This is a genomic window from Paenibacillus sp. FSL R7-0333, from assembly GCF_038000365.1.
Lineage (GTDB): Bacteria > Bacillota > Bacilli > Paenibacillales > Paenibacillaceae > Paenibacillus_AQ > Paenibacillus_AQ silagei.
The window spans coordinates 4,597,733-4,616,359 of the sequence record NZ_JBBOBZ010000001.1 but is presented as its reverse complement, the minus strand read 5'-3'; the positions used below and the strand labels follow the sequence as shown (position 1 = coordinate 4,616,359).

Annotated in this window: 16 protein-coding genes and 1 riboswitch; of the genes, 11 read left to right on the top strand and 5 right to left on the bottom strand. The window is 53.8% G+C overall.

What is annotated here, in order from left to right; genetic code table 11:
• Window positions 1-2: 2 nt before the first annotated feature.
• The 5 genes from MKY86_RS19580 (at window position 3) to MKY86_RS19560 (ending at window position 6,144) form a co-directional block, all read left to right on the top strand.
• Window positions 3-1,037, top strand: coding sequence for a FecCD family ABC transporter permease (locus MKY86_RS19580; protein ID WP_076084271.1), 1,035 nt, complete (start codon window positions 3-5; stop codon window positions 1,035-1,037).
• Between the two features lie 27 nt (window positions 1,038-1,064).
• Window positions 1,065-2,105: an NAD(P)/FAD-dependent oxidoreductase gene (locus MKY86_RS19575; RefSeq protein ID WP_036727441.1), complete on the top strand. Its 1,041-nt coding sequence runs from the start codon at window positions 1,065-1,067 to the stop codon at window positions 2,103-2,105.
• A 179-nt stretch (window positions 2,106-2,284) separates the two neighbouring features.
• Window positions 2,285-3,817, top strand: coding sequence for a spore germination protein (locus tag MKY86_RS19570; RefSeq protein WP_076084268.1), 1,533 nt, complete (start codon window positions 2,285-2,287; stop codon window positions 3,815-3,817).
• Complete coding sequence (locus tag MKY86_RS19565) at window positions 3,807-5,012, top strand: Ger(x)C family spore germination protein (RefSeq protein ID WP_076084265.1); 1,206 nt, start codon at window positions 3,807-3,809, stop codon at window positions 5,010-5,012. The genes MKY86_RS19570 and MKY86_RS19565 overlap by 11 nt, the downstream gene beginning before the upstream one ends.
• A gap of 34 nt (window positions 5,013-5,046) precedes the next feature.
• The gene (locus MKY86_RS19560) at window positions 5,047-6,144 is read left to right on the top strand and encodes a GerAB/ArcD/ProY family transporter (RefSeq protein WP_076084262.1); all 1,098 of its coding nucleotides are present in this window, start codon (window positions 5,047-5,049) and stop codon (window positions 6,142-6,144) included.
• 5 nt (window positions 6,145-6,149) lie between these two features.
• Here MKY86_RS19560 and MKY86_RS19555 read toward each other — a convergent pair whose 3' ends face one another.
• The 3 genes from MKY86_RS19555 to MKY86_RS19545 form a co-directional block, all read right to left on the bottom strand.
• On the bottom strand, window positions 6,150-6,383 hold the full coding sequence (locus MKY86_RS19555; protein WP_076084259.1) for a hypothetical protein: 234 nt from the start codon (window positions 6,381-6,383) through the stop codon (window positions 6,150-6,152).
• 143 nt (window positions 6,384-6,526) lie between these two features.
• Entirely contained in the window at window positions 6,527-7,552 is a 1,026-nt protein-coding gene (locus MKY86_RS19550; protein WP_340827347.1) for an ABC transporter substrate-binding protein, read from the bottom strand.
• Between the two features lie 102 nt (window positions 7,553-7,654).
• Window positions 7,655-9,241, bottom strand: coding sequence for an AraC family transcriptional regulator (locus MKY86_RS19545; protein WP_076084256.1), 1,587 nt, complete (start codon window positions 9,239-9,241; stop codon window positions 7,655-7,657).
• A 148-nt stretch (window positions 9,242-9,389) separates the two neighbouring features.
• On the opposite strand from MKY86_RS19545, the gene MKY86_RS19540 reads away from it, so the two are divergent.
• From MKY86_RS19540 to MKY86_RS19520, 5 genes are all read left to right on the top strand, one after another.
• Window positions 9,390-9,749, top strand: coding sequence for a (2Fe-2S) ferredoxin domain-containing protein (locus MKY86_RS19540; protein ID WP_036727434.1), 360 nt, complete (start codon window positions 9,390-9,392; stop codon window positions 9,747-9,749).
• Between the two features lie 110 nt (window positions 9,750-9,859).
• Entirely contained in the window at window positions 9,860-10,669 is an 810-nt protein-coding gene (locus MKY86_RS19535; RefSeq protein ID WP_076084253.1) for a GNAT family N-acetyltransferase, read from the top strand.
• Window positions 10,670-10,711: 42 nt separating this feature from the next.
• The gene (locus MKY86_RS19530) at window positions 10,712-11,443 is read left to right on the top strand and encodes an SDR family NAD(P)-dependent oxidoreductase (RefSeq protein ID WP_076084250.1); all 732 of its coding nucleotides are present in this window, start codon (window positions 10,712-10,714) and stop codon (window positions 11,441-11,443) included.
• A 101-nt stretch (window positions 11,444-11,544) separates the two neighbouring features.
• The gene (locus MKY86_RS19525; RefSeq protein ID WP_076084247.1) at window positions 11,545-12,702 is read left to right on the top strand and encodes an AI-2E family transporter; all 1,158 of its coding nucleotides are present in this window, start codon (window positions 11,545-11,547) and stop codon (window positions 12,700-12,702) included.
• Between the two features lie 19 nt (window positions 12,703-12,721).
• Complete coding sequence (locus MKY86_RS19520) at window positions 12,722-14,203, top strand: carboxylesterase/lipase family protein (RefSeq protein ID WP_076084244.1); 1,482 nt, start codon at window positions 12,722-12,724, stop codon at window positions 14,201-14,203.
• A gap of 299 nt (window positions 14,204-14,502) precedes the next feature.
• On the opposite strand, the gene MKY86_RS19515 is transcribed toward MKY86_RS19520, so the two are convergent.
• The gene (locus MKY86_RS19515) at window positions 14,503-15,681 is read right to left on the bottom strand and encodes a PstS family phosphate ABC transporter substrate-binding protein (RefSeq protein WP_076084241.1); all 1,179 of its coding nucleotides are present in this window, start codon (window positions 15,679-15,681) and stop codon (window positions 14,503-14,505) included.
• Window positions 15,682-15,914: 233 nt separating this feature from the next.
• Window positions 15,915-16,061, top strand: a riboswitch (FMN riboswitch).
• Between the two features lie 127 nt (window positions 16,062-16,188).
• Between MKY86_RS19515 and MKY86_RS19510 the strand changes: the two genes are divergently transcribed.
• Window positions 16,189-17,151: a DMT family transporter gene (locus MKY86_RS19510; protein ID WP_076084238.1), complete on the top strand. Its 963-nt coding sequence runs from the start codon at window positions 16,189-16,191 to the stop codon at window positions 17,149-17,151.
• A 146-nt stretch (window positions 17,152-17,297) separates the two neighbouring features.
• Here the strand turns inward: MKY86_RS19510 and MKY86_RS19505 are convergent, their stop codons facing one another.
• Complete coding sequence (locus MKY86_RS19505; RefSeq protein ID WP_143803871.1) at window positions 17,298-18,455, bottom strand: hypothetical protein; 1,158 nt, start codon at window positions 18,453-18,455, stop codon at window positions 17,298-17,300.
• Window positions 18,456-18,627 lie beyond the last annotated feature (172 nt).

The following is an 18,627-nucleotide window of genomic DNA, read 5'->3' as shown; positions in this document are numbered from 1 at the left end:
AGATGCAGAGCCATAAGAGAATTTCTTCCGAAGATGCAAGGCGTAAGTATGGCCTGAGAGTGATCGGCGTGCTGGCCGTTCTGATTGTGATAATGTTCATTATAAGTATGAATACAGGATACATAAGACTTACTCCGCTTGAGCTGCTGGATACGCTGGTCGGCAAGGGGACGGAGAAGCAGGAGCTGATTCTGTTCCAGTTCCGTTTGCCGCGGATTGTCATTTCTCTGTTAATTGGTACCGCACTTGCCGTATCCGGCGCAGTGATGCAGGGGGTCTTCCGCAATGATCTGGCCGATCCGGGTATTCTCGGCATTAATGCCGGGGCGGGACTGATGGTCATGCTGCTGATCTCTTTCTATCCGACGACCTCGGCGGCACCGGTCTATCTGTTGCCTGTGGTTGCCTTTGCCGGGGCGGCCTGTACTGCTGCTCTGATCTACAGCCTCGCCTACAAGCGGCATCAGGGCATTTCGCCGATCCGGCTGCTGCTTACCGGGGTCGCAGTGGCGGCAGGCATTAGCGCGGCGATGATCGTGCTGACGCTTCGCCTCGATCCGGACAAGTATCAGTTCGTTGCCACCTGGCTGGCGGGCAGCATCTGGGGCACAAGCTGGAAGTTTGTCTTATCCCTGCTGCCCTGGATCGTGATTCTCCTGCCTTATGTCATCTACAAGGCACGGGTGATGAATGTACTTAATCTGGGCCAGCAGACAGCGACAGGACTCGGTGCTAATGTGAGCAGAGAGCAGTTCCGTCTGCTGGCAGCAGCGGTCGGCCTTGCGGCTTCCAGCGTAGCGGTCAGCGGAGGCATCGGCTTCGTAGGGCTGGTCGGTCCGCATCTGGCGCGGCGGCTGGTTGGACCGAAGCATCAGCTGATGCTGCCCGCCTCTGCGCTGATCGGCGCGCTGCTTGTCATTGCGGCGGATACGATCGGACGGCGGATTCTGCAGCCGTCCGAGATTCCTACCGGCATTGTAGTAGCCGTCATCGGTGCTCCATACTTTCTGTATCTTCTGGCCCGTACCAAATCTTAAATACAACCAGACCTTGGAGGGATATCAATGAACGAAGCAATGGAATTATACGATGTGACGATTATTGGCGGCGGCCCCGCAGGCATGTATACAGCGTTCTATAGCGGAATGAGGGATCTGAAGACTAAGCTGATTGAAGCGAAGGATGAGCTGGGCGGCAGAATGCTGATCTATCCTGAGAAGATGATCTGGGATGTCGGAGGAGTAACACCTATTCTCTGCCGCCAGTTAATTGATCAGCTGGCAGAGCAGGCGCGCACCTTCGATCCTACCCTTGTATTCGGACAGCAGATTGTTCACCAGGCCCGCCAGGAGGACGGTACGTATATCCTGACCTCAGCCACAGGCGAGCAGCACTGGACCCGTACCGTCATACTTACCATCGGATACGGTATTCTGCAGATGGCGAAGCTGGAGATTGAAGGCGCGGACCGCTATGAGGTGACAAATCTGCACTACACGGTACAGGAGCTGGAGCCCTTCCGCGGCAAGCGGGTGCTGATCTCGGGCGGCGGAGATTCCGCAGTGGACTGGGCGAATGAGCTGGAGGGAATTGCCGCCAGTGTAACTGTGGTACACCGCCGGGAGCAGTTCGGCGGGCATGAGAAGAATATTGCCCGGATGAAGGCCTCCTCGGTGGATGTGCGTGTGCCTTGCGCGGTAAGCCAGCTGCACAGCAGTGACGGAGAGCAGATCGATCAGGTGACCGTCTGCCATATTCAGACCGGAGAGCATGAGCAGCTTGAGGTCGATGCCGTCATTGTCAACCACGGGCTGAGAAGCGACTTCGGTCCGCTCAAGGACTGGGGACTGGATATGGGAGAATGGTGTGCGAACGTCAGCGGTAAGCTGGAGACCAATCTGCCGGGTATCTTCGCTGCCGGAGATTTCGTGGATCATGAGAGCAAGGTACGGCTTATTGCCGGAACATTCACCGACGCGGTGCTTGCCCTGAACAGCGCGAAGCTGTACATGGACCCTACCGCTGAGAAGGTAGCCTACGTCTCCTCCCATAATGACCGGTTCAAGGAGAAGAACAAGGCGCTTGGCGTAGTAGATAACCACTAGCATTCCTCCTTCTGAGATACCAGCCGGTGTACCGGCGCTATACCATAAGCTGTATCTGCACAAGCTGTCCCTTACACGGATTATTCCGTACCGGGGACAGCTTGTTCTGCTTTTACACATTCCATATGCTGTATAAAAAAAGGATAGCGGGCGAATAGTAAGAGCCAGGAGGTGCGGATATGGAGAATATAAATTCGCCGGTCTCCCCTAAGCTGGAAGACAACATCAGTACCATTCAAGCAAGGCTCGGGAACAGTCCAGATCTGGTTATACGCACCTATGAATTAATTAATAGAACAGCCCGTGTGGCTGCAATATATATCGCCGGCATTACCGACAGAGTGATGGTCGATGACTACATCTCGCATGTGATGTCCTTTCAAGCTCTGAATGACCGTGCGCGGCTTGCAGTAACCCCGGAGGAAGTCTACAGCTATATCAAAGAGAATGCCCTTAGCATCGGCAAGGAGAAGCTGGTCAGCGATATCAACGGATTGCTCGAGGCACTGCTGTCGGGAGACACAGTTATTCTGGTTAACGGAGTGGAGGGGGGGATCAGTGGAAGCACCTGCGGTGGAGAGTCCAGAGCCGTTTCAGAGGCGGGGACCCAGGTTGCCATCCGCGGCTCCAAGGAAAGCTTCACCGAGACCATTAGCACGAATATTGCCCTGGTCCGCAAAATCATCAAGAACCCGGACCTCTGGACCGAGACGATGAAGCTGGGTGATGTCACCCACACTGATATTACGATCATGTATATCCGCGGCATTGCAGACGAAGAGACGATCGAGGTATTCAAGAACAGGCTTCAGGAGATCCAGGTCGATATGATTCTGGAGTCGGGATATATTGAACAGATCGTAGAGGAGAACAAATACTCCCCGTTTCCCACGATGTTCAATACGGAGCGCCCGGATAGTGTCGCGGGCAATCTGCTGGATGGACGGATTGCCATATTCGTGGACGGTACCCCGTTCGTGCTGATTGCTCCGACTACCTTCTTCATGTTCTTTCATACGGTGGAGGATTATTATCAGCGTTATGATATCTCATCGTTAATCCGAATGCTCCGGTTTGTATGCCTGGTTATTTCGCTATATGGCCCGGCGATCTTCGTCGCTGCGCTGAACTTCCATCAGGAGATGATTCCGACCCCGCTGCTGATCAATCTGGCGTCACAGCGGGAGGGGGTGCCGTTCCCTGCCTTTGTAGAAGCGGTTCTGATGGAGGTTACCTTCGAGATTATCCGGGAAGCAGGGGTCCGCATGCCTTCGCCGATCGGCCAGACCGTATCCATCATCGGCGGTCTGGTGCTTGGGACAGCGGCGGTTCAGGCAGGGATCGTCTCGCCGGCGATGGTAATCGTGGTCTCGCTCACAGGAATCTCCAGCTTTGCTACACCTGCCTTCAACATGGCGCTCTCCATCCGCATGCTGCGGTTTATCATCATGGCGATCGCCGCATTTATGGGGCTGTATGGCATCGCTATATTTACTATTATGCTGATTGCCCATCTGTGCAGCCTGCGCTCACTCGGTGTTCCTTACATGACGCCCATCGGTCCCCTTGTTCCGGGGAATCTGAAGGATACCTTCATCCGTTCCCCTAAGAGCTTCATGAAGCTCAGAAAACGTCTGGTCAACAACGGTGGGAGCTCGGCATCTGCTTCCGCAGGCAAAGGGGCCTCCACGAGGGAATCCAATGAACGCTAAGGGGCTGCTGCACCTGATTGCCATCGCAATGCTGGTCATGCCGCTCAGCGGCTGCTGGAACAGCCGGGAATTGAATGAGCTGGCCATCGTAAGCGGCATAGGGATGGATCTCGTTCCGGAGACCGATGAATACCGGGTCACCTTTCAATTGGTCAATCCGTCTTCCACATCGACGAGTACCTCTCCCGGGAGCGGCAAGCCTGCTGTAGTGGTGGTGTCGGCCACAGACAAAACGATGTTCGGCGCGTTGCGGCGGGCGTCAAAGCATGTAACCCGCCAGCTTTTTTTTGCCCATACCCAGCTTATTGTGCTTGGAGAGTCCTTGGCGCGGGATGGGATTAACGATATCTTCGACATCTTCGAGCGGTCCCATGAGCTGCGGCTCAATTCAGAAATACTGGTTGCCCGTGGCAGCGATGCCGCCTCTGTCATGAAGCTGCTGACCCCTGTAGAGAGTCTGCCGGCTCTGGGACTGGTCAAAAAAGCGCAGAATACCTCCAGCGTCTGGGGGGAGAACCGGATCATTAGAGTATTCGATGTCATTCAAGGCATTACTGGAGAAGGGGATCTGACGATCAATGCGGTGAAGATCAATGGAGATGCGGAGGAAGGGAAGAAGAAAAGCAATCTGGAGGGGGCTGAGACCCTGACCGAGACGATGATGAGCGGGCTTGGGGTCTTCAGGCAGGGCAAGCTGCTCTATTGGATGAAAGACTCAGAAGCACGGGGAACCGAGTGGCTGCTTAACCAGATAGAAGAAACAGTGCTGGATATTGATTCAGATGATAAAAAAGAATCCATTGCCGTCAATATCATCTACTCCAGAACGGAGGTAAAGACCGCGATTGAGGATGGTCTTCCGGTCTTTCATGTGACGATTGCCGAGGAGGGGAGCGTCAATGAAACGGACAGCTTCGTGGATCTCAGCAAGCGGGAAGAGATCATGAAGCTTGAACAAGAGCTGGAGAAGAAGACGAGGATTGAAGTGATGCAGGCTTTTCATAAGGGACAACAGCTGGAGAGCGATATTTTCAATTTCGGCAATGAGCTGAAGCGGACGAATCCGCAGGAATGGGCGGCGCTGGACGGGGACTGGGGCCGGATCTTCGCGGAGGGGAAGCTGGACCTCAAGATCAAGGCTTACATCCGCAGTACAGGCATGAGTCTGAAACCTTATATCCCCGAAGGTAAATAATTGGCTTAACCGCAGAAATCAGGTGATTGATGTTATGAAAAAAGAAGTGATCGGCCCGAGCCAGCTGCTTGCATTGATCATTCTGTTTGAGCTGGGAACCGCCGTGCTTGTACCTATTGGCCTGGAGAGCGGACATGCAGTCTGGCTCGCCATTCTGATTGCCCTTCCCGGGGGCGTTCTGCTGTATCTGGTGTTCGCACATCTCTGCCTCCAATTCCCGAACCAGATCATAAGCGGGTATACGCGTTCTATTCTCGGGCCATGGCTGGGCTGGCCGGTAAGTCTGCTGTTCCTGCCGGTGCTTCTCTATAACGGTTCAAGAAATCTGCGGGAAGCGGGTGATCTGCTGATCTCGGCCTCCTATGACAAAACTCCGATTCTGATCATTAATTCAATCATGATTATTGCAGTGATGTATATCCTGAGCAAAGGGATAGAAGTGTTCGCGAGGACTGCCGAGATTGTCCTGTGGATCGTGATCATTATGGGGTGCATTTGTATTATTGCTGTAATCTCAGCCGGGCTGGTGGAGTATAAGAATCTGTTTCCGCTTCATATGAATGATTACAAGCAAGCCTTGAAATCAGCCTATCCCAACATCCTGATCTTTCCGTTCGGCGAACTGATGTGCTTCACTACCATTCTGCCCCACTTCAACAAATCCCGGAAAATTAAGAAAACCGGAATCGCAGCCATCATTGTCAGCGCCTGTCTGCTCAGCTTCACACATGCAATCGAAATGTCTGTGCTTGGCGAGAACCTGTACAGCCGTACCGCCTTTCCCATGTTTACGACCATTACCCTTGTGAATATGGCCAATTTCATTCAACGGCTGGATGCCCTGGTTATGCTTACACTGATTATCGGGGCGTTCTTTAAGCTGACCGTCTACTGTTATGCTGCTGTTGCGATTGCCAACGATCTGTTCAAGGTTAACGATACAAGCAGGCTGGTTATTCCGGCAGGCGTGATTATGCTGTTCAGCTCTTTTGTCAGCGCGCAGAATTATTCGGAGCATATGAATGACGGGAAGACTTTTCTGCAGACGATTCTGCCGGTATTCTGTGCGGTGATTCCAATCCTGCTGCTGCTGATTCATCTTGTCCGGCGCAAGTTCGGATTGTACCGTTAGCAGAATTAAGACGGTTTCCGGCGGGATTGACGCTTCTTAGAGGCATGAACGGCTACCTGAACGAACGGGAGAAGCAGGAAGATTGTGATACATATGGCTTCCTGTAGTGTGGTTGTAGCAAAGATGGTCGAGAGCGAATGAATGGATGCACGCAGGCTGATGCCGGACATCACATCAATGATGACTATTAACGTAAGCGTAAGAACAGCTAACAGGACATAGATACTGATAATCTTCATGGAGGTCTCCTTGTGCACCGCAAGAATAATTCACCGGTTCCGGTGCGGCGGGCTACAGCTATTATCTCCGAGTAATGGATAGGGTAAACGCCAAAAGCTGCCGGAAGCCATTGAAGGCTCCGGGCAGCTTGTTCATGACTCCATTATTGTTGTGCCCCGGTCAGCCAATCAGCCAGCTCCTCCGTCTGGGCCAGAACGGCAATCGGATCATAGTACCAGGAGCGCTCTTCTTTCCATACGTAGATCTTCCCGTTCTTGACTGCCGGCAGGCTGCCCCAGATCGGGTCTGCCTGGAAATCTTGAGCAGCCCAGGTATTGTCGGTGATGACCAGATAATCACCAGCATATTTGCCCAGGGTCTCAGCGGATAATTCTGCCCATTGCTTCTCCATAATTTCAGCAGCCACTCCAGCCGGCGGCTTGCGCCCCAGCGCCTGATAAATAGGCTGTCCTCCGCGTCCGAAGTTATCCCCATAGACCCAGGTGGACTTGTCTGCATGCTCCAGAATACTGAAGGTGGCCCCGGCAGGAATGGCTGCATCCACACGGGCCTTGGCGTCAGCAATACGCTTATCGTAATCAGCCAGCCAGGCTGCTGCTTCCTGCTCCTTGCCCAGCAGCTTACCGAAATAGGTCAGCTCTTCATGCGCATTCTTCAAATCGCCATATGGCACAATGACCGTTGGGGCAATCTGACTGAGCGCCGCATAGCTGTCTGCATTGCCGGAGATAATCAAGTCGGGATTCAGCGCGATGATATTCTCCGGTGACATTTTACCGTATGTGCCGGTATCTGCGACTCCTGTGAGGAATTCTTTGTAATACATATTCTCCAGGGTAAGCCCGGGCGCACCGACCGGTATCGTATCCAGGGCAATCAAGCTGCCCAGATATTCCTCGGCAACAATCCGCTTCGGTGCTGCCGGCACCTCAATATCTCCATTCACAGTTGTCACAGTATGGAAGGCGGGAGCTGCGGTTGCAGCAGCCTTCTCTGGCTGAGTGGAGGAAGCGGGTGTGCCGGTAGCCTTAGCTGAAGCAGCACCATTGCTGCTATTAGAAGAGTTGTTTCCACAAGCGGAGACGATAAGAGTCAATGCCAGAAGCAAAGACAGGACCATCCAAGCTTTCGGGTGAATGCGGCGAGAACGTAAATACGGGATTTTCAAGATGCAGCCTCCTTAATGTAGAACGATTATCATTCTCAATAACACTTTACAGAGTTTGCTATGATTAGACTATGGCTGAATGTGATGTCCGGCTATGTAAATTTATGATGTCAGCGCCTGCACCAGGACCTTCAGCTGAGCCTCGGAGGAGAGCGGGTCGAACCCGTAGAACATGCCAGGCTGATTCAGGTAATAGATTCTTCCGCCTGGAGAGTCATCGATATGATATTGCTGTACAGGGTGAAGAAAGCTCTGCAGCGGCTCCAGCGCTTCAGCAGCCTCCCTACTAGAGGTAATGAAGATATGGTCAGCGGGGTAGCGGGCGATGTTATGGAAGGCAATCTCCAGATAGCCCTTATCCAGCAGTCCCTCGGCAACGAGGCCAAGCGGCGGGCGGAAACCAAGATCATGATACAGAATCTGCGTCCCGCGCCCGTAGCTGCTGCTGAAGCAGTAGGCCGTCTCTGCGCCAAGCTCCAGGACCATGGCGGTTCCACGGTCACCGATCCGCCGGTCCAGCAGCTGATTAGCCTGGTAACAATGCCAGTCATAGAGGCTTAGCCAGGCCTCAGCCTGCGGCTGACGCCCAGTCACCTCGGCAATCAGCCGGAATTGCTCCCGCCAGTCCATTTGCATGAAGGGAATCTCAATTACCGGTGCGACGGACAGGAGCTGCTTGCTCTTGTCAGGCAAGGAGTAGCTGATAATGACATCCGGCCGGGCTGACGACAGACGTTCGTATAGACCTGCGGAGCCGATTCCTTCATCCAGCAGCTTCCTGGAGGGAACGGGCTGCATGCTCTCCATCCAGGACGAATAGACTCCCAGCCGGGGAACGACTTCGAGCGCATGGAGGCTGGCCGTATGATTGAAGTTCAGCGAGACTACGGATTTGCTCTTACGGTGATAGGCTGAAGGCGAAATCCCTACAACCTGCTTGAATTTGCGGCTCAAATAGGTTCCTTCGCTATAACCAACCTCAAGCGCCAGCATACTCAGATTCGGGGCTCCTGTAAGGATACGCTGCTGGGCCTTACGGATGCGCAGCAGCGTTATATATTGATTGAAGGTCTGCCCGGTGAATCTGCGGAAGGCACGGGAGAAATGCTCCGGGGTCACTCCGGCAAGTCCGGCAGCCTGTTCTCTCGTCAAATCTTCATTATAATTAGACTCTATATGATGTAGTACACGGTCAATCCACTGAGCCTGCGGTTCTTTATACTCGGCAGCACTATTATGCAGCTCAGTGAGCAGCTCTGTGAACAGAGCTTGTAAGGCAAATGGCGTGCGCTGCTCCGGCTGGTTCCAGCTGCTAAGAAGCTGCACAGCAAGCGTGCTTACCTGGGGAGGGCAGCTTCGGACCGGCAGATCATGGTTCAGCGGGCTGAAGGGCCGGCTGTTGCCGGAGATCACCGCATATTCGATCCACACACCCTGCAGCTTATGGCTGCGGGGCAGCCTGATATCCACCGGACTGTCACTGCACAAGGTATGACCGCCGGATAGACGGATACGTTCTCCATCTAGCTCGATGACTCCGCTTCCGCCGGTGACTACTACCAGGAATGAGGTGAAGGGGGGAATGGGATTTTCCCGGTCAAAGGTAGCCTTATCCAGTGCCGTTACATGTACCGGAATATAAAAGCTATGAGGAGTAGGCAATGAACTGCCGGCATTTCGCGTCTGCATGTTACAAGTCACTCTTTTCTTGGATGATAATCATTCTCAGTAATAGTATAACAGTCTTTCCTGCTATTGACGATCCTCGAATCGAAAGGTAAAGTTTAGGGTCAGAGACAAGCAGGGTATAGTTGTATTAGAGGGGGCGAAGAAGGCCATGACAACCTGGAATCTGCAAGGAACGGTCAGCCATTTGCTGATCTGTAACGGAAGTGACTGCAAGAAGCATAAGGGTGAAGAGGTAGCGGAAGCGATTGAGGATGAGATTACGAAGCAAGGGGCAGATGCGCTGATACATACAACAGTAACCCGCTGCAACGGAAGATGCTCGGATGCCTGTGTCGTGATCTCTTACCCGGAAGGCGTATGGTACAGGGATGTCACCCCTAAATCTGCCAAAAGCCTGGTGCGAAAGGTGCTGAAGGGAGAACAGCTCGAAGAGAATCTGCTCTATACGTATGAAGAAGGCTTCAAGGCCGCTACTCCCAAGGGTGCCAAAGGTAAGAAGAAGAAATGATAATATAGTGATCAGTGCAGCCCGCCGCTGGAATTCTCCGGCTAAGGGCTGTTTATTTTTTCCAAGGGGAGCATTACAATAGATAGAAAAGTCTAAAAGGGGGAAGCGGGATGTTCGTAAGCTTTGGGCCGGGGGATGATGTGCTGCACATAGGGCAGTTCATGCAGGAAGAGGTGGAATATAATCTCATCCATCTGATTGTAGAGAACGGGGAAGCCCTGCGGCTCAGGACAGAGGAGAATGATCTCATCTTCGCCCATGCCGCCGGGCGTAACTCGTGGTTGTGGTTATCACCGGAGCTGGCTGAAGAAAGGCGCCGTTCCCTTGTCCGGGAGCTGGCGGAAATGCTGGAGGACCGCGAATTGCCGGGGGTTAACGGAACGCCGGAGACGGGGAAGCTGTTCGCCGATGCGTACAGCAAACTTACCGGTAAGTCTCACCACGTACGGATGATGATGGAGGCCTATCACTGCCCGGAGGTGCAGCTGCCGCATGGTTTCAGCGGCAAGCTGCAGCAGGCGGGGCCAGGTGATATTCCGCTTATCGCCGGGTATTTAGCCGGATTCGTGCAGGATTGCTTCGGTACGGAGAGTGCACCCGAGGATCATCTGGACTATGCCGCAGCGGTTACGGAGTCGGGCAAGCTCCGTCTATGGATCGACCGGGAACAGCCGGTGTCCATGGTTAATCTGGCCCATCAGTCTGCCAGGCAAGCGCGGATTAATGAAGTGTTCACTCCGCGTGAGTTCCGCAAGCACGGGTATGCGAGTGCGGCTGTAGCTGCCCTGTGTGCCGAGCTGCTCAGTAAGGGCGTGACGCCCATGCTCTACGCCGATGCGGCGAATCCCGATTCCAATAAGGTCTATCAGTCGGTGGGCTTCAAGCGGACAGGAAGTATTGTTGATTTGCGCTTTCAGTAAGACGTTAATTATTAAGTCTAATACAGGGAGGAATGTCAAAGGATGCTGCAAGAAATGAAAATAATAGTGACCGGTGCTGCTTCAGGTATTGGTAAGGCCATTGTCAGACATAGTCTGGAGGCGGGAGCTGAGGTCATTGGTTGTGACCTGGATGGTCCCCGTCTGGAGGAATTGAGGCACGAAGCCGCTTCGGATAAGCTCTACACTTACCGGCTGGATGTCGCCGATTACAGCGAGGTGGAGCACTTCTTCTCAGCCCTTAAGCAAGAGCATGCCGATGTGAGCGGGCTGGTCAACAATGCAGGAATTTATCTGGGCCGCAGCCTGCTGGAGTACACGCCAGAGGAGATCAACCGGGTGATGGATATCAATATCAAAGGGTATGTCTATTTCTCCCAGGCCTTCGGACGCATGCTGCTGGAGCAGAAGCAAAAGGGCGTCATCGTTAACATGTCATCAGTCTCCGGCCAGGAAGGCAGCTCCGATGCAGTATACGGTCTAACGAAGGCTGCTATTCTTGGCTTGACCAAAAGCTGCGCAATGAATTTTGCCCCTTTGATCCGCGTGAATGCAGTGGCGCCGACCATGGCGGACACCCCGATGATGGGACATATCCCCGCCTGGAGGCAGCAGGAATACCGGGAACACCAGTTAAATCCTGAACCGCTGCTGGCGGAGGATGTTGCCGATACGGTGATTTTTATGCTGAGCAGCAGAGCCAGAGCTTATACAGGAGCCACCTTTGATATTAACAATGGCTGCTATTTGCGTTGATTGTCCCTGATTTGACTTGCAGCCACAGGGTTACTATGCTTATACATAGTGCAAATAATCACACTTAACAGGTAAGAGTTGCAGCTAGGGGGCGGCAGGATATGGATAGACGGCAGGTATGGCCGGATAAATTCAAGAAGTTTTTTCTGAACAACAAGTTTGTGGTGGGTCTGCTGATTGCGCTGCTGGTGGGCTTAACGATACTCGTATTCTCAAAGATTCCGTTTGTGTTCAAGCCTCTGTCTGTGCTTCTGCATACGGTGGCAGCGCCGCTGCTGCTCTCTGGGATCGCCTATTATCTGTTGAATCCGCTGGTGGACCGTCTGGAGAAGAGAAGCCGGGTGAAGCGGGCGTATGGTATTGTCATTCTATATCTGATCATAATGGGGATCATTACTCTGGTGCTGCTTATGGTCATCCCGATCATCCGCACCCAGCTTATGGGCCTGATTGACAACTTCCCCGTCTACAGTGAGCAGATTCAGGAGGAATTCGTCCAGCTTACCGGCAGTGAACTGTTCAATAAGATTCAGTCGAGCGTAGGCACGGACCTTAGTGATATCACCAGCAAGGTGACGACCTGGGCCACAACCTTCCTGAATAATGCTGTCAGCGGCGTAGGCAGCTTCGTTGGAACCCTGACCGAAATTGTGCTGGCTGTAGTGACTACACCCTTCATTCTCTTCTATCTCCTGCGCGACGGCAAAAGATTGCCCGACTATCTTATGAGACTCATCCCTACCGCACTGCGGCCGCAGTCCCGGATGGTGATGCAGGAAATGAACAATCAGATTGCATCATATATCCGCGGCCAGATTATTGTCAGCTGTTGCATCGGGGCACTGCTCTATATCGGGTACCTGATTATCGGGCTGGAGTATTCGCTGGTTCTGGCAATCGTTGCCGCTTGTACGGCTGTAGTTCCTTATCTGGGGCCGGCCATTGCGATTACCCCTGCGCTGATCGTGGCGATGGTTACCTCACCGTTTATGCTGTTGAAGATGGTCATTGTCTGGACTGCAGTTCAACTGATCGAAGGGAAGTTCATCTCGCCGCAGATTATGGGGAAATCGCTTAGGATTCACCCGATTACGATTATTTTTGTGATTATTTTTGCCGGAAAAATGTTCGGTGTACTCGGTATCATACTGGCGGTTCCGGGCTACGCCGTGCTTAAAGTGGTAATGACCCATATCTTCCAGTGGTTCCGCTTCCGCTCCGGGCTCTACAGAGTCATTGAAGAAAAGACTGAGGAATAAAGCGAAAGGAATGAGTGCAATGTCAGGACAACTGGTGAATACAGCTTATGGGCAACTGAAGGGAGAAGCGGGAAACGGCGTGAACGTGTGGCGCGGCATCCCGTTCGCTGCCCCGCCGCTCGGAGAGCTGCGCTTCCGGGCACCGCAGCCGCCGGAGTCCTGGAGTGGCGTACGGGAGGCCATCAAGTTCGGACCGGTCAGCCTGCAGGCGTTCAGCACCAGCGGGACGCGGTTCGGTGGTACCACCCCGGTCTACGATGAAGATTGTCTGTATCTGAATGTCTGGTCCCCGGCGGTAGCTGAGGAGACAGAATCGCTGCCGGTAATGGTGTGGATTCACGGCGGCACCTTCGTTACCGGCGCAGGCAGCCAGCCGATGTTCGAGGGCAGCAAACTGGCTGTCTCCGGGAACGTCGTGGTGGTTACCGTGAATTACCGGCTGGGTCCGCTCGGGTTCCTGCATCTGTCTCCGCTGGGCGGAGGGCTGGGCAGCAACCTGGGCCTCCTGGATCAGATTGCTGCCCTGGAATGGGTGCAGCAGAATATCGCTGCATTCGGCGGTGATCCGGCGCGGGTCACGGTCTTCGGTGAATCGGCAGGAAGCATGAGCATTGCCGCGCTGCTGGCGATGCCTGCGGCGAAGGGACTGTTCGCCCGGGCCATTATGGAGAGCGGGGCGGCGCAGACGCTGAATGGGGAGCAGGGCGTGCAGATTGCCGCCGCATTGCTAGCCGAGCTGGGCCTTCAGCCCGGCAGCGATACACAGCTGTTACATAAGCTCCCGGCCGGAGAGATTATGGAAGCCGCAGGCCGGATGGCGTACAAGCTGTCCGGAGACTCGATGAATATGTTCTTCCAGCCGGTCGTTGAGCCGGGAACCCTGCCGGTTGAACCGGTACAGGCCATTGCGGCGGGAGCCGCCAGCGGCATTCCCGTGGTGATCGGAACGAATCTGCACGAAGGCAATCTGTTCTTCCGCGAGGGGCAGAAGGCAGATAACTTCGAGCAATCGCTCAAAGCGCTGGAGCAGCTGATGGGAGTGGACGACCTCTCCGAGCTGACCTCGGATTACAGCCATACCTGGGAAGGACAGGCGGAGGTGCTGACCGACCTGTTCTTCTGGGCCAGCTCGATTTCGTTCGCGGACAAGCAGCAGGGACATGCCCCCGTCTGGATGTACCGCTTCGACTGGACGGTGCCCGGGCATCCGCTGCTGGAGAAGGCCATTCACGGAGCGGAGATTCTATATGTCTTCAACAATCTCCCGCTGCTGAAGCAGTACGGCCTGAACGTGACGCCGGACATGGAGGCAGTGGCGGAGGCAATGCAGACCGCCTGGACAGCCTTCGCCCATGGTGGAGATCCGGCAGCGCCGGGACTGGATTGGCCGCAGTACACACCGCAGACGCGGGCAACCATGATATTTGACCAATCCTCGGGCGTGGTGAACGACCCGGACGGGGAGAAGCGCAGACGGATTTTTGAGTATTATAAGGGATAAGTTTACAGACAGCAGTCCTCGCCGGAGGAAGACCTCCGGGAGGGCTGCTGTCTGTGTGCGGGCCGGAATGTAAGTGGAAATCCGGACACAATGGGCAGGCGCGGGGCGCGTGGACCAAATGTAATCGAAAAACCGATTACAATGGGCAGGCGCGGGGTGCGTGGACCAAATGTAATCGAAAAACCGATTACAATGGGCAGGCGCGGGGTGCGTGAGCCAAATGTAATCGAAAAACCGATTACAATGGGCAAGCGCAGGCACCAGCATCCTTCCCCCGTAAAGGATGCTGGTGCCTCTGCTTATTTAACTGGCGTATACCCGGTCTTCTCAACCAGCTCCTGGCCTTCGGCGGACAGAATCCAGTCCAGGAACGGTTCGATGTTCGGGTTGGTGCTGCCGGCCGTTACGGCATAGAATTCCACGGCGAGCGGGTATTCGCCGCTGCGGATAGTCTCCTTGGAGGGTGGCACCTGATCGATAGCCAGCAGCTTGATCTCATCGCTGGCATTCATCTGTGAGGCGTAGAACAGGAAGCTGAAGCCGAGCGCGTTATTGAAGTTGCGGTAGCTGGCGGTCAGGCTGATAATTCCGCTCATCACATCCGCGACGTTCTCCTTCGGGGGAGCCATCAGCTGGCGGTCCTCCATGATTTTTTGCAGCTTGGTCTGGCTGCCGCTGTTCTCTGCCCGCTGAAAAGCACGGATAGACGCCTTCTTGCCGCCAACCTCCTTCCAGTTCGTGACTGTGCCGGAATAGATGTACTTAATCTGCTCTATCGTTAAGCTGTCCACCGGATTGCGCTTGTTGACGAAGAAGACGAATGCTTCGCGCCCGATCGGGGTGAGCTTCAGTTCACGGCCTGCCAGCTTCGCCTGCTTCGTCTGGGCCAGCGAAGGTGCCGCAGCGAAGATAATATCAGCGTTTCCGGCGATCAACCGCTTGTAAGCCTCGGAAGTGCTGGTGCACAGGACGAGATCATTTCCGGTCAGCTCAATGCTGGAGTTATAGGTATCTTGCGGATACACCGCCTGGACAAAAGCAGAATATAGCGGATACAGCGCGGTTGCACCATCCAGACGGGGCATTTGCTCCGTAAGCTGATAGGACGCCTTATGCTCAAGAGAGGCAACTTTGGTATTCGCCTCAAATGGGGCATATTGGTACAAGTCCACTTCAGGCTCCCTCACTTCCGCAAGGCTGTTCACATACGATTGCCTGATCTCATGGCCTGCGGCTGCCAGCACACAGATTCCGGCAAAAGCAGCCAGGATCATCCGGCGTAGCTTCCTGCTGAACAAGCCGAAGATGCTGAGCACGGAGAGTACAGCCAGCCCTGAAGCTACGACGAGAGCCAGCGGACCATAGAAGAGCATTCCTCCTGTAAAAGCGGCGATAACATAAGCCATGAAGCCGATGATGGCAAGGCCGGCCAGAGCAAAGATGGAATACAGCAGATTGGTCGGAAAGCTTCTTTTCATGATGACCTCCAAATAAAATCTCTATAATGGGTATGATTAATGCTCATACTATAGTGTATCGCAAGCCGCCGTTTCTGCCAAACGAACCAGAACCTGGATACGGTACGCAGATTTGCTTGGCAGAATGATTGTTTTGATGATTATTGAATGAAATATAATGATTATTTTCATAAAAAGCTGGACGAAATGAAGAATCAGAGGTATTCTGGGATTGTGAAAATAATAACAGAATACAAGATTCTCGGGGTAAGGTGAAATTCCTGACCGGCGGTGATGTTCGTGAGAACTAAGCCCGCGACTCGTTACTCTATCACAGAGGAAGCGACTGATCTGGTGACAATCCAGAGCCGACGGTAAAGTCCGGATGGGAGAGGATCATAAGATAAAGGCAGGCGGGTCTATTCCGTATGTCTTTATTGATAACGCCCCCGATGTTTGTCCTGTTCTCAGGACTCACGGGGGTTTTTGGTCTCTATCGAGGGTTTGTATCGACAAGGAGAATGAAAGATGAGTAATGTATCTGCTTCATCCCAAGGCGTGCGTACCGCACCGGTGCGCAGCGGATTCTGGCTGGTGGTTCTGGGGGCGGCCTTATGGGGAGTTGACCCGCTGTTCCGCATTATCCTGCTGAAATCCCTGACGTCGTCCCAGATTGTACTGCTTGAGCATGTTGTGCTCTTCCTGGTTGCCGCTCCGGTAATGTGGCGCAATCGCGCAGAGCTGAAGGGTGTACGTCTGCGCCAGGCCGCAGCGCTGCTCGTGGTATCGTGGGGCGGCTCAGCCGTAGCGACCATTCTGTTCACCAAGGCCTTATCCAGCGGAGACTTCAATGCCGTGCTGCTGCTCCAGAAGCTTCAGCCCTTGTTCGCCATTGGTCTTGCCGCTGTTATTCTAAAAGAACGCCTGCCGCGCAATTTCGCACCGCTGCTTATTGTTGCGCTGGCCGGGACGTACCTGCTGACCTTCGGCTGGACGATTCCCTTCGGCCATGTGAACAGCTTCATGGGCGTAGGAAGCCTGATGGCGCTGGGCGCTGCTGCTTTGTGGGGCGGCTCTACAGTCATGGGGCGTTATCTGCTGGGCTCAATGAAATATGAGACGGTAACCTCACTGCGCTTCATGCTGGCGCTCCCGTTGCTGTTCGTAATTACAAGTATGGAAGGCGCCCCGTGGCAGATGAGCGGCGGAGTCAGCGGCTCGGCGGCAGTTGCCATTAACCTGCTGCTGCAGGCGCTGCTGCCCGGACTGCTCAGCATGCTGCTCTACTACAAGGGACTGAATACGACCAAAGCTTCGGTAGCAACCCTGGCCGAACTCAGCTTCCCGATGACAGGTATTCTAATTAACTGGGTAGTCTATCATCAGCTTGTAACCCTGCCACAGATTGTCGGCTTCGCGCTGATCTGGACGGCACTGTTCTTCATCTCCAGTCAGCAGAGGGATCAGCTGCAGCCGGCCAAACAGAATTAACTTCATAGCGCTACAGTCTGAGGGGACAGACCCCAGGACCCAGCGCAACATACAAAGAGGATGTTCCTATACGGCCGCGCCGTCCGGGAACATCCTCTTTGTTGTATAGGCAGACTTGGGGCAAGGTTGCCGCCGCTGGAGTGATTTTATTTCACATATGGAGTGACCTTGATGCTCTTGTACCCAAGCTCCTTAAGCTGCGCTGGTGCGATATACAGCCTGCTTGCCGAATTGAAGCTGTTCACAGGCGTAAGAACCGCGTGATTGCTACCGTTTGTGATTTTATAGATATAAGCCGCAGAAGGGTCGCCGGTTGCGCTAATGTTCATGACTTCGATCTTCCAGCCGAGGGCCGCTGCAAGCGGCTTCACCGGTATCCACTCTTGTCCGCCCTTAGTGAATATGGTGGATACATCCACACTTTTTCCGTCCAGATTCAGGTTGTGTTCATAGGCTAAGGTGATCGGCAGCTCTGTGACAGGCAGCTCTTTCAGCAGCATACCCTTAGGGAATGTGACTTCCGGTCTTGAAGATGGAGCAGCAGGGAACAAGGCTTCAAGCTCGCGGGCATCCTTGACCAGCCGTGACGATCCGTCCTTCAGATTGTAGATCCATGGGAGGCGTTTGGGCTCGTTTTTGACATATTGCAGCAGTCCCTTCGACAAGTTCCAGTTGTTCAAGGTCCCCCTCAGCAGCTCCTGCCGCTTCCCGGTGGACGGATCGTACGTACTGATCACATTCTGCTTGGCAGCCTCATTATATCCGCTCTCAAGCAGCGTATGCTGGTTAATCCACCGGGCATTGTAGTACCGCTGAGTAGAATAATAGACGGAGACTTTGCCGGTTGCTGTGTTTCTCAGATACTGATCGTTGAATTTTGCGATATAGCCCTCCGGCTGACGTTCGTAACGGGAACGCTCCAGTACACCCCAGCGGCCGTCAGGGGATAGGGCGTATTCGCTTTTGCGCATAATGGACTGGCTCTGCGTATCGTAGACATAGGCTTGCTCCGGATCATCCATCCCCGTCAATTGCAGGTTCCCGCTGTCACTCTTCCGGAAATGCTGAAAAGCCTCCGGCCATTTACTATAGGTCCCATCCGGCTGCCGGGCAATGACAGCATTGATGAACTGGTTCCCGTCCAATTGACTCACCGAATATAGCTGGACGTTGCTGCTCTTGCTGGTATAGGAATCGTATACCTCGATCTTCTCGGCTGCATGTGCTGTGAGTGGCGCAGCGAATGCCAGAAGCATCGATGCAGAGAGAACCATCCGTAAGGAGTGGTGCAATGCTTTTCTCATATGAACTTCCATCCCTTCTGTGTAAATAACTGTAACTATAGACGGCCCTGAGGCAGGAAAAGTTTCGGTGGTCCTGCTTAAATCAGATGAATTGCGGAGGAGAAGAGTAAAAATAAGCCTTTTTTCCCATACTACCCTTATTCTTGCCGTAGGACCGCATCACACCTGAGCT